We start from the raw sequence: 14491 nt of genomic DNA on the forward strand, positions 1-14491 counted from the left end.
GTCGATTATTTCGCATCCTTGAGGCAACGAACAGAAAATTCCGATTCCTTGGAGTCATAATGAGGAACGCCTTCCTCATAATCGTATACTACAGAGGCTTCATCCGTTCCCAACAGCATCACGTACACGTATCTTTCATTGTATTCAGTTGAAGTCAAGAAAAACGCAAAACTGCCAGCAAGGTTGTATTCAGGCATGCGGTATGAATAAATATGCTTTCCACCTGCAGGCACCGCAGAAAAACCGACCACATCTAGGCCTTGAGTCCAGCTCGTGTATTCATTCTTCCAACCGCTGGTAGCCTTGAACATATCGGCAAGGCTGTATTGCGCCTTGTCATATTTGTCATACACTCGTTTTACAGCAGAGAACAATGTTTCGAACTCTTTCTTTGATGGCAAATGCCAGCCTTCGGGACAAACATCCCTTGCCACATCCCATTTATAAAGGCGCCCTCCCGTTTCGCAGTTTTCAGAGACATCATCGTAGCAATGCCCTATCCCGTCACCCGCATAATTCAAGTTTTCTGCCATCCAGGTCTGGTTACCAATCTTTACAGTCCTATACGTCTTGCCGTCACGTTTGTCTGTCATGGATCCATAATCAATATCTGGATAAAAACGGTATTCCTTCGGCACATCAAAACTCCATGCCATAAAATCCACCCAACCATTCGCGGAACAGTAATATCTATTTGTGACGGTATCTATTCCGGCAATAATCCGGCCAAAGTCTTCACTATCGCATTTATTATCTCGCTTAATGAAATCTATTTCCCGCGCTCTCTTCCAATCGTATCCATCTATTCCTACTTCAGAATCCATATAATACGCGCAAACATAATAGGTTTTATCCCTGGGATTCAAGCCAATTTCGCCTTCACGCTTATGCGTACATCCATTGAGCATAAGGGTAACATAGTCATAGCTTACATAATCCGCTATTATCCACGCCTTTAAGTCTTCGTCATACTTATATATACGACCCGTCGAGTCGCCTTTCTGTAGTTCCCCATCAGTTCCTGCAGCCCATCCATACGTATCTACAGTTGAGTAATCAGCACGAAAAAACGCGCCACCTCGGCAAACATCCCATGAATTGTTGCCTGTGCGAATAAAAGCACCTTCATCTTTACATTCTACATTGCATTTGCTCCAACCTCGAAAGCCACACAACATCTTCTTTATATACTTTCCAAATTTCGGAACAGGACCGCTTTCCCAACCCATAATATTATTATGGATTCGTTCTACAATCTGCACATCGTAATCAAACCTGGTTCCAACATTGTATCTAGTGGTTTCGTCATTCCATGTACCATCCTTCCTAAAATCATTCCCAAAAGTGTCCAGGAACATAATCAAATAATTCTCGTTACGGCCAACAAGAACGCTAGTAGCAAGCAAAGCAGCACTTTCTTCGCTATCGCCAAAAATATTTATGTCTTCAAAATTTTCAAATTCGCGACCAAAATAAAACGCTTTGGAAACTTCGGACTCGGCCTGTTTCTTGGCAGCAGCAAAGTCCATCCCCTTCCCGAACAGGAAAAGAATACGTTCATACGTCATATGCGTAAGCAAGTTGACATTCACCTTTTCGCGTCCATCAAGATTGGCTAGAGCACGCAAGGTGATTTCATCGCTAGACTCTTCACCTATCACCTCATGAGGGAACTTGCCTGCCAGCTCATTACGGAACTTGCCTGTCACCTCAAAAAGAGCATACGGGCTCGTCAATTCCACATTCGACACCTTGAACCCACCATCACCAACTGAATCGACTTCTCCAGAAAAAAACTTTCCCGTTTTAGTCAAAGTTTTTTCATCCAATTCGTAAAGTTTGACAGTGGACCCGGCGACGAACGGCCCCTTCTGGGCAACACCGGAAATAGTCCTGCCTTTTTCTTCCTCCGCAAATTCCGAACTACTTGAAGAATTTTCTTCGGCAGACGAATACACCGCGCTACTGGACGAAGACTCGACCCTACCACTACTGCTAGAAGAATCTTCGACATCTTCAACAGCCGCATCGAAAGACGTTTCAATGACCAAATCACTGTCGTCCCCACAAGCGGCGAGCATGACTACAAAGCCTAGAAAAACAAACCATTTAATACAAGCCATAGACAGCCCCTTCATAGCCCAAGCGCATTATTTACCAATATATATTATTTGATGTAGAAACGCAATTATCGCAATCACAAAAAAAATCCCGCAGACTTCTCCGCGGGAAATTTTCAAATTCTGAAGACAGTTTCCGTTAAGATTCTACTTCCTACCGTCTACTGTCTACTTCCTACTGTCTACTACAGTTCCACCACTTCAGTCCAGCCAAACGGGTCGGGAGCTTCACCGAACTGGATGGCAGTGTACTTCGTGAAGAGTTCCGTGCAAACCGGGCCCGGATTCTTGCCGTCACCGTAGGTGAATTCCTTGCCGGCAACCGGATCCACGATCTTCTTGATCGGGGTAATCACGGCGGCGGTACCACATTCGGCGGTTTCAGAGAATTCAGCGAGTTCTTCGAACGGAACCTGGCGGCGTTCCACGGTGTAACCGAGGTGTTCAGCCAGCTGCTGCAAGCTCTTGTTCGTAATCGACGGAAGAATGGATTCGGACTTCGGGGTCACGTAGGTCTTGCCCTTGATACCGAAGAAGTTTGCCGGACCGCATTCGTCGATGTACTTCTTTTCCTTCGCATCCAGGTAGATGGTGCTGGAGTAGCCGAGCTTCTTGGCTTCGGCGAGGGAAAGCAAGCTGGCAGCGTAGTTACCACCGACCTTCACCGTACCCGTACCCTGCGGAGCGGCGCGGTCGAAGTTGCGGCTGATCATCATGTCCACCGGCTTGAACCCGTCCTTGAAGTACGGACCCACCGGAGTCACGAACATCATGAGCAGGTATTCGTCGGCAGGCTTCACACCCACTTCCGGGCTCATACCGATGAGGAGCGGACGAATATAGAGCGTTGCACCGTAGCCATACGGCGGAACAAAGCGCTTGTTGGCCTTCACCACGGTGTGGACCATTTCGCGGAACAATTCAACAGGCGGCACAGCCATGAGTACGCGGTTAGCCGTGTTCTGCATGCGCTTGGCGTTTTCGTCGACGCGGAAAATACGGACCTTGCCGTCCTTGCCCGTGTAAGCCTTGAGGCCTTCAAAACCTTCCTGGCCGTAATGCAAGCAAGTAGCGGCCATGTGGATGCTAATGTCCTTGGAAGAAGACAGTTCGATTTTGCCCCACTGACCATTGCGGTAGTAGCAGCGGACATTGTAATCGGTGTCATAATAACCGAAGGGGAGCGTCTTCCAATCGACAGTGTTCAAATCAACTTGCATAGTATTCACCTTTTTTTGCAATTTGTGCATTTTTAAAGGTATCATTCGGTACCGAAAGAAAAATACAATTATCGCAGGGATTTTGGCTCGCAACTTTCAAAAAAAAAGCCCTTTTGACGTACAAAGGGGGCGATGCTCCCAATTAAGTACATAGAAAAGAACGGCCACTTTTTTCTATCTTACTCACCGATGAATTCCCTTTTGCAAAAAGCTGTCAATGGTATTCGACTTACACCGGCCGAGGCGCTAGACATTTTGAAGAACGCCCCGTGGACCGAGGTCGCCCAAGCCGCCAACACCGTACGCCACCGAATCAATCCGGGCAACAAGGTGGGCTATACGGCTTTCCGCATCATCAACTACACGAACGTTTGCGAAATCACATGCAGTTTCTGTAGTTTTTGCAGGCCCGCGCACAGTCCCGAAGCCTACGTGCTTAGTTTGGACGAAATCCGAAAGAAAACGCTCGAAGCGAAGGCCAAAGGAGCCGACCAGATTTTTTTGCAAGGTGGCGTGAACAAGGATATTCCGCTTGAATACTACACCGATGTTCTGAAAATGCTTACGCAAGAACTCGACGTGAAAGTTCGCGGTTTTTCGCCGGTGGAGCTCGTGCGCATCGCCGAATTCAACGGAATCACGCTCGACGAGCTGCTAGATATTCTTAAAGAGGCGGGCCTGAGTTCTGTGCCGGGTGCCGGCGCCGAGATTCTCTCCGACCGTATGCGTCAAATCCTGAGCCCGAAAAAATTGCCCGCCCAAGTCTGGTGCGACACGCTCGCCGCCTGCCACAAGAAGGGGCTCCCCGGTAGCGCAAACATCGTCTTCGGTAGCGTCGAGACGCCCGAAGAAATCATCGAGCACCTGGAATACGTGCGCAAGACTCAGGACATCGCGCACGGATTCAAGAGTTTTGTGGTTTGGACATTCCAGCCGCAGACAGACAAGTTCCCGATCCGCCACGTGCGCGGCGACGAATACCTCAAGCTCCTGGCACTTTCGCGCCTGTACCTCGACAACATCCCGCACATCGAAGTTTCGCTCCTTGGCATGGGACTCTCGCTCGGCGAACTCGGCCTACATAGCGGCGCCGACGACATCAACAGCATCGTCATCGAAGAAAACGTGCTCCAGAACCACGGCCTCACCAGCATCGAGCAAGCCGAAGATTTCATCAAAAACGCCGGTTTTACCCCCTACCGCCGTAGTCTTAACTTTGATTAAGGCGACAGCCACCTCGATTAAGGTATAAAAAAATACCGATCAGCCTATTCAGCTTAACCGGTAATCACCAGAGAGAGAATTCTAAAAAAAATAGCCAGGCGGCGAATTAAGCGCGCTTGGCGTACTTCTTGAAGCTCTTGATCAGCAGGGCAGCGAGAATGCAGTACATATTATCCTTCCATCCTTTTTTTTCGACGTTTTATCGCCATTTTTTAACAGCGCGCCAAATTTAACAAAAATTTACTAACGCGTCAAGGGGAAATAATATATATTCCGCAACTTTTTTTAAAAGCCCCCCCCCTTTGGAGGATAGGGCGTTGCGGGATGTGCCCGCAGAGGGGGTAGCGAAAGACGAAGGCTGTAGCGAGGGGGAGACCTCCCCCCTTTTCTTTGTTTTTCAGGCTAAAATTTGGTATTTTTGGGGGCATGAAACGAATTATTTTATTTTGCCTAGCCGCTGCCCTGTGCGCACAAGCACGGCCGTCCCTGCAAGTGGATCGGGAACGAGTGGAATCGGGCAAGACCTTTGGACTCCAGCTTGTATTCCCGTTAGCAGAACTTCCTGAAAACCGTAGCGATTTACAAATCGAGACTGCCAACGGTTTTTCGCTCGTCAAGCTCGACAGCGCCGACCAGGTGATTCGCCCCAGCATGGAAGACATGTTCAATTCGTTTTTCAGTGGCGGGAGTCGCGGCGGTTACAAGGCACGCGTTTACACCTTTAATCTAAAAGCGCCCAAAAAGACGGGCAGACTCAGCGTCGGTCAGATTTTCTTGACCATCGACGGCCAAAAACGCAACCTCACCGGCGACATTCCCATCAGCATTCAGCGTGCCTACACCGATGACGCCCTGGCCGTAAGCCTTACCCCGAGCAAGAAGTCCGTTTACGAGGGCGAACAGTTCAGCGTAACGCTCGGATTCCACACCTACGAGCACTTTGAAGGCGGCCTGCAGGCCACCGACATGAACACGGGCGACGACTTTATCGTTCACCGCAGCGACCTAGCCAACATGAAGTTCGAACCGGTTGACGGCAGCCGTCGCGAAATGCAGGCTAGCGCCAAGTTCGCCTGGTTAGCCTCCACCAAGAGCGGAAACCTGCAAATTCCGCCGTTCAAGTTCAAGTACACCAAGCGCGGCGAACCCAAGGTGGTCGAAGAAAACAAGCAAATGGGCGGCATGACATTCTCGAGCAGAAGCGTCAAGCAGGAATCTGTAGAAACCGAGACGCAGACCCCCACTATTAATATTACTGTAAAGCCGCTCCCCACCGAAGGCAAGCCTGCCGACTTCAGCGGCATGGTCGGTAACTATAGCTTTAGCGCGGACTTCGACCGCACCAACCTCAAGGTCGGCGAAGCGATGACGCTGACCATCAACATCAAGGGCGACGGTCTGCCGGGATCCATTACCGACCCCAAGCTCCCCGACTTCGGCGAGTTCCGTTCGGTACCGCCTGAAAACGAAATCAACAAGAAGATTACCGGGAACAAGGTGATTACCACCAAGAACATTCGCGTGTTCCTGTACCCCAAAAAGAAGGGCGAATTCACCATTCCCGAAATCACTTACTCTTGGTTCAACCCGAACAAAAAGACTTACGAAACTGCCAAGGCCGGCCCCTGGAACGTTGTGGTAGAAAAGGGTGAAGCCGCCGCCGAAGCAATCTTCCAGGCACCGGTCGCCCAAGGCCCCGCTGCCGTGCAAAAACAAGAAATTGAATCGCTGGGTTCCGACATTCGCTTTATTCACAAGGTGAACGACGCCAGCAACACGACCGCCCCCTACAAAAGCATTGTTTACTGGGTGATTTTTGCCGCCGCGATTCCGTTCTACCTGATTGTCACCTTTGCCGTGCGCAGTCGCCGCAAGCACAACAGCGACGCAGCCCTGGTGCGTAAGGGCAAGGCCGACAAGATGCTCAAGGTCCGATTTGCAAACGCCCGCGAAGCCTTAAAGAAGGGCGACGCCAAGGCGCTTTATGCAGCCCTCGAAAACGGCCTCATCGATTACCTGAGCGACAAGACCAACCTGGAATTCAAGGGCATGACCAGAGCGCAAATGAACGAAGAACTCGAAAAGCTCGGCGTCAAGAACGAAACCATTACGGCTATCGACAGCTGGCTTGACAAGTGCGCATTCGCCAGATTTGCTCCGGTGAACCCGACCAAGGACGAGCAGCAACAAATGCTCAAAGACGTCGAAAAATTGTGCGAATTAGTTGGAAGTAGGAAGTAGGAAGTATGAAGTTGAAAGTCTTTCTTTTTTCTCTCGTCGCCCTGATTGCCGGAGCAACAAGCACCTTTGCCGCGGAACATTGCAACGGAATCGAATCCGGCGTCGTCTATTATAACGAAGGCGAATTCGAGCGAGCCATTGACGAATGGCGCACCTGCATTGACAACGGCACCGAAAATTCAGACCTTTACTACAACTTGGGCAACGCCTACTTTAGGGAAGGCAAGATCGGCTTTGCCATTTACTATTACAAGTCGGCGCTGCGCCTCGCCCCCAATAACGACGACATTATTCACAATCTCAAGTACGCGCAGGCCATGACCCGCGACAAGGTTGAAGAAGACGGCGAAGAAAACCCGCTTCTCTCCGGCCTGTTCAAAGCCCACCACGCACTTTCATTAAGGACTCAGATGTGGGTGTTGCTCGGAATTTTCTGGGCAATCGCACTGCTCGCCATTGCAAGGCGCATCAGCCGCAGCGGCAAGACTAAGAACGTATTGATTGGCGCGATGTTTGCGCTGTCTGGCGTTTTCTGCATTATCGCGATGAGTGCCGGCTACAAGATTTTTGTCGCCGAGACCAACATCGAAGGCGTCGTAACCGCAAAAGATGCCGACGTGACAAGCGCCCCGAACAACAAGTCGCAAACGCTGAACACGCTTTCTGAAGGTACAACCTTCGAAGTGCTTTCGGAACAGGGTGGATTCGTCGAAATCCGTCTCGGTGAAAAAATCCGCGGTTTCGTCAAGACGAGCGACGTCGGAATCGTAAAGTAGAAAAACTACTTCGCCTTCTTGCCGTTCTTTGCGGCAGAAAGTTTCTTGAATTCCGCCTGAGCCTTGCGCATGTCGGCCATGAAGGTTTCGTTTGTATGGAGGCTCGGGTAGGCGCCCGAAACAAGTACCTTGGAGGCGTCTACGTCGCTTTGCCAGTGGAACCCGGCAATCACGCGGCTCTGTCCCCATTCGTATGCGTATTTCAACAAGGCATCCTGAGCGGACGGATTCACCTCTATCAGCAACAAAGCCATGGACCATGCACGGACGGTATGCCCCGACGGGTAAGAACCATTCGTTCTCAGGCGCTCTTCTTCGGCAGGGACAAGAGTCGGTTCGTTAAAGCGGTCGTAGGGGCGGCGCCTCATGTAATGCCTCTTGGGCAAGCGCCCCACCTGCTTAAGCGTCCGGATTCCTCGTTCGAGCAGGTTCATGATGGCAGGAGTCTTCTTTGCCGAAATTTCCATGCCGAAGGGTTCGCTGAACATCTTGGCCATGTCCTCGACCGTTTCTACCGCCTGGGCTACGGCCAGGGCCGCACGTGCGGAATCCTTGCGCATCGTCTTGCCCCAAATGTACTGCGACATATCGTACATGAACTGCGGCGACATGGTATCGGGGGGTGCCGGGTAGAAGTTCAGTGCGTTCGGGAGCGCATCTGCTTCCACGTAAGGTTTAACATCTGCAGCGAAACTGCAAAGCGAAGCGCCACAAAAGGCGACTACGATAAAAGCTTTCTTGATAAAATTGGTCATGCATTGAATATAAATAAAAAGACTATCTTTTCAAATACTAATCCCATGAAAAAATGCCGTCGAAAAAAACACGCACCCATGAACCGTTCGCAAATGATGCAGGCGGTCCATTCGGAAGACACCCGGCCCGAACTGCTTGTGCGGCGGGCACTGTTTAAGGCGGGACTGCGTTACAGACTCCACCGCCGCGATTTGCCGGGCACACCCGACCTGTTTATTCTCAAATACAGCGTAGTTGTATTTATAAACGGCTGCTTCTGGCACCAGCACGGCTGCAAGTTTACGAGCCGCCCCAAGAGCAATCCCGAATTCTGGAACGAAAAATTCACGAACAATATGGTGCGCGACATCAAGACGAACTGGAAACTTTCGCTACAAGGCTACCGCGTTGCAACCATTTGGGAATGTTCCGTCAAGAACGATTTCGACCACACTATTGAACGCCTCAAGGCCTTTATTGCAAGCGATGAAGAAAGCATAGAGATTTGAACCACGGGTCGGGAAAAAGACTATCTTTCTTGTTAATTTTAAAAGGTTTAAAAATGCACGTTCTTGAAAAAATCAGTGAATTTGTGGGTAAGTGGATGGCGGTTGTCGTTTTAGCCATCGCGGCGCTTTCGCTGTTTGTCCCGAAATCGACCCTTTGGATTGAACTCAGCTGGGTGAATTACCTCTTGATGGTCGTGATGTTCGGCATGGGGCTCACGCTCAAGCTGAGCGACTTTGCACTTGTGTTTGCCCGGCCGAAGGAAATCACCATCGGGTGTGCGGCGCAGTTCATCGTGATGCCCGGACTCGCGTTTTTGCTTTCCAAGATTTTCGGGCTCGATGCCGCCCTCATGGCGGGCGTGGTCCTTGTAGGTACCTGCCCCGGCGGGACTTCGAGCAACGTAATCACCTACCTCTCGAAAGGCGACGTGGCGCTCTCCGTGGGCATGACGAGCGTGAACACGCTGCTCGCTCCGATTTTGACACCGGCAATAACTTACCTATTGCTCCGCACGACGGTGAACGTCGACGTGATGGCGATGTTCCTTTCCATCGTGAAAGTCGTCATCGTGCCGATTGCCCTCGGGTTCGTCATCAACAAGTTTTTTGGCAAATGGACCGCCCGTGCCGTGAAGGTCTTGCCACTCGTCTCGGTGATTGCAATCGCGATGATTGTGGCGGCGGTCGTCTCGCACAATGCCGCAAAGATTCTCTCCACGGGCGCTATCGTGTTTGCAGTCGTGATTCTCCATAACCTGCTCGGCTACGGCTGCGGTTTCGGCCTCGGCAAGTTGCTGAAATTCTCGACACCCAAGACAAAGGCACTCTCCATCGAAATCGGCATGCAGAATTCCGGCCTTGCCACAAGCCTTGCGGCGACAGCGTTCTCGGACCTCACCATGGCGACCGTACCCGGCGCAATTTTCTCCGTATGGCACAACATTTCGGGTGCGATTTTGGCGAATGTTTATCGCCGGAAGGAATAGCAGGCTTTAAAAAGGCTATCTTTCTAGCAGCTTTTAGGAGTTTATATGAAAATGAATTATGCCGAATGGGTTTGCCCGGAATGCAAGACCAAGAACCGCGAAACTTGCAACATGTGGATGTACGGCAGTCCGATTCGCGAATGCAAGGCCTGCCGCAGCGAATACCTGGACAGGCGCTGGCGCGAGGTGGCGATTGACGGATTTGATCCGCGTAGCAAGAATGCAAAATTCTACGCAAAAGGAGCCGCATTGCTTTTGTCAATGGCAATAATCTGCGGAGTATTGCTTCAAACTTCGCTCGTGCATGGAAACAATTCCACAAAGCTTACCCTGGCATGCATCCTATGCTCGCTATTCGGCGTCGTTAGCGGATTCATCGCGCTCCGGATCAAGCTCGGCTTCGCAGCCAAGGACAACGATAAGTTTATGGCCGAATCCAAGGCGCGCCTAGGCGACCCGAAATACGTCGAAAAATTACGAAAGTTTGGATACAAAATTTAAATTACCTTCTCGTGCGCCCCGAATACCAGGGCCAAAGCATCGGCAGGGAACTCGTGGAACGCGTCAAGGAAATCTACAAGGATTACCAGCTTGTGGATGTAGGTTCCTTTTTTACCCAATAGCCGCCAGTCTTTTTAGAACCACGACGTTCAATAAGTTCTTTTTTACGCAAAGACGAAACAACCTTATCAAGTGTGTCAATAGGCATTTGTAGTCTGCCAGAAAGTTCTTTTATCATAACTCCAGGTCTTTTTGTGATTTCCAGGAACACTTTCTGCTGTGTTTCATTTAGTTCAATTTTTAATCCGCCACTTAATCCGCCATTTAATCCGCCATTTAATCCGCCGCTCTTTTCTCCCTCTGGCACATGATCAGTCAACGGAATCTCCGCTATAAAAATATCATTATCCACAAATTTGGGTTTTAGCCCAGAATAAATTTCGCACAGGTCACTAATTTTACGGATGCCCGTGCCGAGGTATTCCGCAAACCCCATCTGGGCAAACATTGTGGCGATATGCGGATTCTTAGGATAAGAACAAAGTTGAGATGCTATTTTCTCGTACGCAAAGGGCTTATTCGCGTTATTCGTCACAAGCTTATCTTTATAAATAACGAGTGTTGTTGGAATCGGATTCATGTATTCACGATGAATCAGCATATTCGCAATCACTTCTCTAAAAATCTTGTCACGCAAAGAGAGTCTAGTTTTCCCATCCAAATAGAATTTGTCAGGGAGATGCTTTTCGATAAACCCATTCAGCAATTCGTAACCATCAATCAGATTGCATGTGACGGTCAAGCGATCATCGTAGCGCATCAAGTCTTGTTTGCGGACTATTGCTTCAATTTTATAATATGGCAAATAACTTGAAATCGCTTCGTCCGTACCGAACAGCATAAGTGCCGCAAGCGTATAGCCCGACTTTCCAATGGTAGAATCATAGCGAATCAAACCAGCCGCTTTGAAAAAATCTTCCTTGTTCAACTTGAGCCACGGGTGATTGGACCTGATGGAACGAATCAAATCCTTGGCCTTTTTTAGCATTCCGCGCTTAATGTCTATTTCGCGAAGCCCCGGATAAACCGTATTTTCCGTATAGCTGTTGCTTTTGCGCAAATACATCGCACTAATTGCACTCTGCGTCTTTACCACAAAATCGCCATCGACGCTACGGTCGAAGACCTTCTTGCCGGTCTTGTGGACCTGCGAACTGGCGGGAACAAAGAAGTAGATCAATTTTTTGTCTTTGTAGTCAACAACTTGCGGGTCAATCAAGTTCTGAGGATCCAACTTTTCAGGATTGTTGCTTAAATTCGCTATTTGCTTGCAAATTTTTTCGACGCAATTGAGATCAACGCCCTCAATTTTTTTGTCGTCTGTAACACCAAGGACAATATGGCCCCCATTGCGGTTTAAGAATGCCGCAACAGATTCAAAAAGATTGTCGGGCAATGCAGTCTTTGCCCTCTTGAATTCGACTGTCAAGCCTTCGCCCTGACGAATGATTTTCCTCAATTCTTTTTCATCCATATCGGCACCCCTTTCATCCTCTCGGGTAACGCAGTTTCGCACCGCATTTTGGGCAACGCAGAATCAGTTCCTTAAGCCGTTTGATTTCCGCATCTTTTTCTTCTAGCACCTTGGCAAAATCCCCGATGGCGTTGTTAGCACCGCGATTCGGGCCTCCGTTGAATTTTCCGAAAATTTCATCGAACATGATATCTCCTTAAAAAATGATTTAACAACACGCAAAAAATGCGTATTGAGTAGTTGTCACATTTTTTTGCGACAACTATGGCATTGTTTTCTTTTTATGGGATGGTCTTGCGATTCTGTTGGCGGGGGCTTTCTCCCCTAAAGGGGACCATGGCCCACTAAGTGCTAAAGCACTAAGTGGTTGCAGCCCTGGCGTTACTTGGCACCCGCCTTAGCGAGCACACTCGAGTAGGTCGTGTTCCTACCAGCTATCCAACAGCATCAACAAGAAGGTTAATGCGCCCCGCCGCGAATGCACGTACGGACCCGAAGGTCTATGTCGACTGTCACGAGGATTATCAAATATCGATTATAATATACACAAATAGATTGTCTGCGTCAAGGGAATTCGCTACTCTACAATTCCCAATTTTCTTAGCCGGGAACGAATCGCTCCATTTCCGCGTCCCATTTTTTTAGAAAGTCCACTTGTTGTCAATCCTTGATTGTACAGCTGTTCCAGTTTTAAGTCATCTTCTTCGCTCCAGGGCTCATATGCTTTGGCATACAGCAGTTTCTGAGATTCCATATGGGACATGCCGTTATCCTGCTGAATAGTATCGTGCGATATTTGCACCGAACGCCCGGAGTTGCCAAGAAAATCCGTAATCGCGTCAACAAATCGTTGACCGAATTTTTCAATTTTCTTTTCTCCAAAACCGAATACGCCATACAAGTCTTCGATGGACAGCGGAGGCGTGCTAGACAGTTCTTTTAAAGTTTTGTCCGAAAGTACAACATAAGCAGGCCAGTTGTTCTCATCGGCAATATCTCTGCGCAACTTTCGTAATGCTTCAAATAAGCCGTCATCAGCGGCAACACTTTTGTCAAAAGCCGAATGAACGAATCCCTTCTTTTTTCGTTTCCGATCTTTTTCCGGTTCCGTCCTATCAGGAACAGCCAACTCAGCGATTTTCTTTCCCGAAAGGACTTCTTTACCACTATCGGTGATTTTTAAATGGTTGGATTCATTGTAGGCAATTTCGACAAATCCCAAATGCAACATTTGCAATAGATAATCATGCCAATCTTTCAAGGTGACATCGGCTCCCGCACCGAACGTCTTGATTTTATCATATCCATTTTGCACAATTTCTTCATCATTGAAGCCTTTGAGAATTTGTGCCGTCATCGAGAAACCGATTTGCTCGTTCGTGCGCTTTATGGCAGAAAGAGCCTTCTGCACCAAGATGGTCCCGTCAAAGCGGCGTGGCGGATTTTTGCAGACATCGCAATTTCCGCAGTTTTCGCTATCACATTCGCCGAAGTAATTCAGTAAAATTCGGCGACGACAAATCAGCGATTCTGCATATTCTTGCATTCTGTCAAGTTTTTCGGAGTTGATTTCCTTTTGTCCGCTTTCATTTACGAACCCACGAAGCGTTACGATGTCTTGATAACTATAAAACAGAACCGTTTCTGAAGGCAAACCGTCACGCCCTGCGCGACCAATTTCCTGATAAAAGCTTTCAATGCTTTTAGGCAGGTTGTAATGTATTACAAAACGGACGTTGCTTTTATCTATTCCCATGCCAAACGCGATGGTCGCGCAAACTACATCAATCTTGTCATTTATAAAATCTTCTTGTACAGCATTTCGCTCTTCTGACGACATTCCTGCGTGATACGCTCTCGCTGCAACACCTGCATTACTCAAAATTTCAGCAACTTTTTCCGTATTCTTTCTGGAAAGGCAATAAATGATGCCCGATTCGTTCGCATGCCTTTTGATAATGGAAAGAATTGCCTTCGTTTTCTCTTTACCCGTATATCCACGGCGTACATCTAAACTCAAGTTCGGCCTATCAAACGAACTGATAAAAACTTTATATGAATTTAAGCGTAATTGTTTGACAATGTCTTCTTTAGTCAGTTTGTCTGCCGTGGCCGTCAACGCCATTATACATGCTTGCGGAAAATCATCGTGTAAATTTCCGAGCTGGGTGTATTCCGGACGGAAATCATGTCCCCATTGAGAGATACAATGCGCCTCATCAATCGCAAACAAGGGGACGCGTAAATTTTGCCGCATCCAAGGAATTTCTCTTTGCAGGCGTTCCGGTGAAATATACAGAATCTTTAGCCGCCCTGATTTTGCTTGCGCCCGGATTTTGAAATTCTCTTCTTCGCTATTGTTGCTGTTGAGAGCAGCTGCGGCAATGCCGCTAGCATTTAAGGCATCCACCTGGTCTTTCATCAAAGAAATAAGCGGAGATACAACCACCGTTGTCCCTTCAAGAATCAAAGCGGGAATCTGATAGCAAAGGGATTTTCCTCCGCCAGTCGGCATTAGTACAAGCGAATCGCAGTGCTCGAGAACATTCGCTATTATATCCTCTTGCATCGGGCGAAAGGAACTGTAGCCGAAGACCGTTTTCAGAATTTCAAGTGGAGTTTGCATATTATCCTAATTATTGATA

The 14491-nt window shown here is 48.7% G+C and carries 13 protein-coding genes; 7 read left to right on the forward strand and 6 right to left on the reverse strand.

Annotation, left to right across the window (positions count from 1 at the left end; all coding sequences use genetic code 11):
- Window positions 1–5: 5 nt before the first annotated feature.
- Both BUC02_RS13115 and BUC02_RS13120 read right to left on the reverse strand, forming a co-directional pair.
- Window positions 6–2123 (reverse strand): fibrobacter succinogenes major paralogous domain-containing protein, encoded by a 2118-nt coding sequence (locus BUC02_RS13115; RefSeq protein WP_175549870.1) that lies wholly within the window; start codon window positions 2121–2123, stop codon window positions 6–8.
- A 182-nt stretch (window positions 2124–2305) separates the two neighbouring features.
- Window positions 2306–3370, reverse strand: a complete 1065-nt coding sequence (locus BUC02_RS13120; RefSeq protein WP_073323236.1) for a branched-chain amino acid aminotransferase — start codon at window positions 3368–3370, stop codon at window positions 2306–2308.
- A 159-nt stretch (window positions 3371–3529) separates the two neighbouring features.
- Between BUC02_RS13120 and BUC02_RS13125 the strand changes: the two genes are divergently transcribed.
- The 3 genes from BUC02_RS13125 to BUC02_RS13135 all read left to right on the forward strand — a co-directional run bounded on the left by BUC02_RS13125 (window position 3530) and on the right by BUC02_RS13135 (window position 7581).
- The gene (locus BUC02_RS13125) at window positions 3530–4564 is read left to right on the forward strand and encodes a radical SAM protein (protein WP_083564597.1); all 1035 of its coding nucleotides are present in this window, start codon (window positions 3530–3532) and stop codon (window positions 4562–4564) included.
- 426 nt (window positions 4565–4990) lie between these two features.
- A complete protein-coding gene (locus BUC02_RS13130) occupies window positions 4991–6805 on the forward strand; it encodes a BatD family protein (protein WP_073323240.1) in 1815 nt (604 codons plus the stop codon).
- A gap of 5 nt (window positions 6806–6810) precedes the next feature.
- On the forward strand, window positions 6811–7581 hold the full coding sequence (locus BUC02_RS13135) for a tetratricopeptide repeat protein (RefSeq protein WP_073323242.1): 771 nt from the start codon (window positions 6811–6813) through the stop codon (window positions 7579–7581).
- Window positions 7582–7586: 5 nt separating this feature from the next.
- Here BUC02_RS13135 and BUC02_RS13140 read toward each other — a convergent pair whose 3' ends face one another.
- A complete protein-coding gene (locus BUC02_RS13140) occupies window positions 7587–8336 on the reverse strand; it encodes an acid phosphatase (protein ID WP_073323244.1) in 750 nt (249 codons plus the stop codon).
- 78 nt (window positions 8337–8414) lie between these two features.
- On the opposite strand from BUC02_RS13140, the gene BUC02_RS13145 reads away from it, so the two are divergent.
- The 4 genes from BUC02_RS13145 to BUC02_RS16785 are packed head-to-tail and all read left to right on the forward strand — an operon-like array spanning window position 8415 to window position 10434.
- The gene (locus BUC02_RS13145) at window positions 8415–8825 is read left to right on the forward strand and encodes a very short patch repair endonuclease (protein ID WP_254794226.1); all 411 of its coding nucleotides are present in this window, start codon (window positions 8415–8417) and stop codon (window positions 8823–8825) included.
- Between the two features lie 53 nt (window positions 8826–8878).
- Entirely contained in the window at window positions 8879–9811 is a 933-nt protein-coding gene (locus BUC02_RS13150) for a bile acid:sodium symporter family protein (RefSeq protein WP_073323247.1), read from the forward strand.
- Window positions 9812–9856: 45 nt separating this feature from the next.
- Window positions 9857–10312, forward strand: a complete 456-nt coding sequence (locus BUC02_RS13155; protein ID WP_073323249.1) for a hypothetical protein — start codon at window positions 9857–9859, stop codon at window positions 10310–10312.
- Between the two features lie 11 nt (window positions 10313–10323).
- Window positions 10324–10434: a GNAT family N-acetyltransferase gene (locus BUC02_RS16785; protein ID WP_217653087.1), complete on the forward strand. Its 111-nt coding sequence runs from the start codon at window positions 10324–10326 to the stop codon at window positions 10432–10434.
- On the opposite strand, the gene BUC02_RS13160 is transcribed toward BUC02_RS16785, so the two are convergent.
- The 3 genes from BUC02_RS13160 to recQ form a co-directional block, all read right to left on the reverse strand.
- Window positions 10395–11846 carry an RNA-binding domain-containing protein gene (locus BUC02_RS13160; protein WP_083564598.1) on the reverse strand — a complete coding sequence of 484 codons (1452 nt, stop codon included), beginning with the start codon at window positions 11844–11846 and terminating at the stop codon, window positions 10395–10397. The genes BUC02_RS16785 and BUC02_RS13160 overlap by 40 nt on opposite strands.
- A 13-nt stretch (window positions 11847–11859) precedes the next feature.
- Entirely contained in the window at window positions 11860–12033 is a 174-nt protein-coding gene (locus BUC02_RS16315; RefSeq protein ID WP_158213015.1) for a hypothetical protein, read from the reverse strand.
- 390 nt (window positions 12034–12423) lie between these two features.
- Window positions 12424–14472: a DNA helicase RecQ gene (recQ, locus tag BUC02_RS13165; protein ID WP_083564599.1), complete on the reverse strand. Its 2049-nt coding sequence runs from the start codon at window positions 14470–14472 to the stop codon at window positions 12424–12426.
- Window positions 14473–14491 lie beyond the last annotated feature (19 nt).

The sequence above is a fragment of the Fibrobacter sp. UWOV1 genome, assembly GCF_900142495.1.
Classification (GTDB): domain Bacteria; phylum Fibrobacterota; class Fibrobacteria; order Fibrobacterales; family Fibrobacteraceae; genus Fibrobacter.

Bases quoted from the DNA above. Each gene is read 5' to 3' on its own strand.
- BUC02_RS13115 (WP_175549870.1), bottom strand. From the start codon at position 2,123: ATGGCTTGTATTAAATGGTTTGTTTTTCTAGGCTTTGTAGTCATGCTC.
- BUC02_RS13120 (WP_073323236.1), bottom strand. From the start codon at position 3,370: ATGCACAAATTGCAAAAAAAGGTGAATACTATGCAAGTTGATTTGAAC.
- BUC02_RS13125 (WP_083564597.1), top strand. From the start codon at position 3,530: ATGAATTCCCTTTTGCAAAAAGCTGTCAATGGTATTCGACTTACACCG.
- BUC02_RS13130 (WP_073323240.1), top strand. From the start codon at position 4,991: ATGAAACGAATTATTTTATTTTGCCTAGCCGCTGCCCTGTGCGCACAA.
- BUC02_RS13135 (WP_073323242.1), top strand. From the start codon at position 6,811: ATGAAGTTGAAAGTCTTTCTTTTTTCTCTCGTCGCCCTGATTGCCGGA.
- BUC02_RS13140 (WP_073323244.1), bottom strand. From the start codon at position 8,336: ATGACCAATTTTATCAAGAAAGCTTTTATCGTAGTCGCCTTTTGTGGC.
- BUC02_RS13145 (WP_254794226.1), top strand. From the start codon at position 8,415: ATGAACCGTTCGCAAATGATGCAGGCGGTCCATTCGGAAGACACCCGG.
- BUC02_RS13150 (WP_073323247.1), top strand. From the start codon at position 8,879: ATGCACGTTCTTGAAAAAATCAGTGAATTTGTGGGTAAGTGGATGGCG.
- BUC02_RS13155 (WP_073323249.1), top strand. From the start codon at position 9,857: ATGAAAATGAATTATGCCGAATGGGTTTGCCCGGAATGCAAGACCAAG.
- BUC02_RS13160 (WP_083564598.1), bottom strand. From the start codon at position 11,846: ATGGATGAAAAAGAATTGAGGAAAATCATTCGTCAGGGCGAAGGCTTG.
- BUC02_RS16315 (WP_158213015.1), bottom strand. From the start codon at position 12,033: ATGTTCGATGAAATTTTCGGAAAATTCAACGGAGGCCCGAATCGCGGT.
- recQ (WP_083564599.1), bottom strand. From the start codon at position 14,472: ATGCAAACTCCACTTGAAATTCTGAAAACGGTCTTCGGCTACAGTTCC.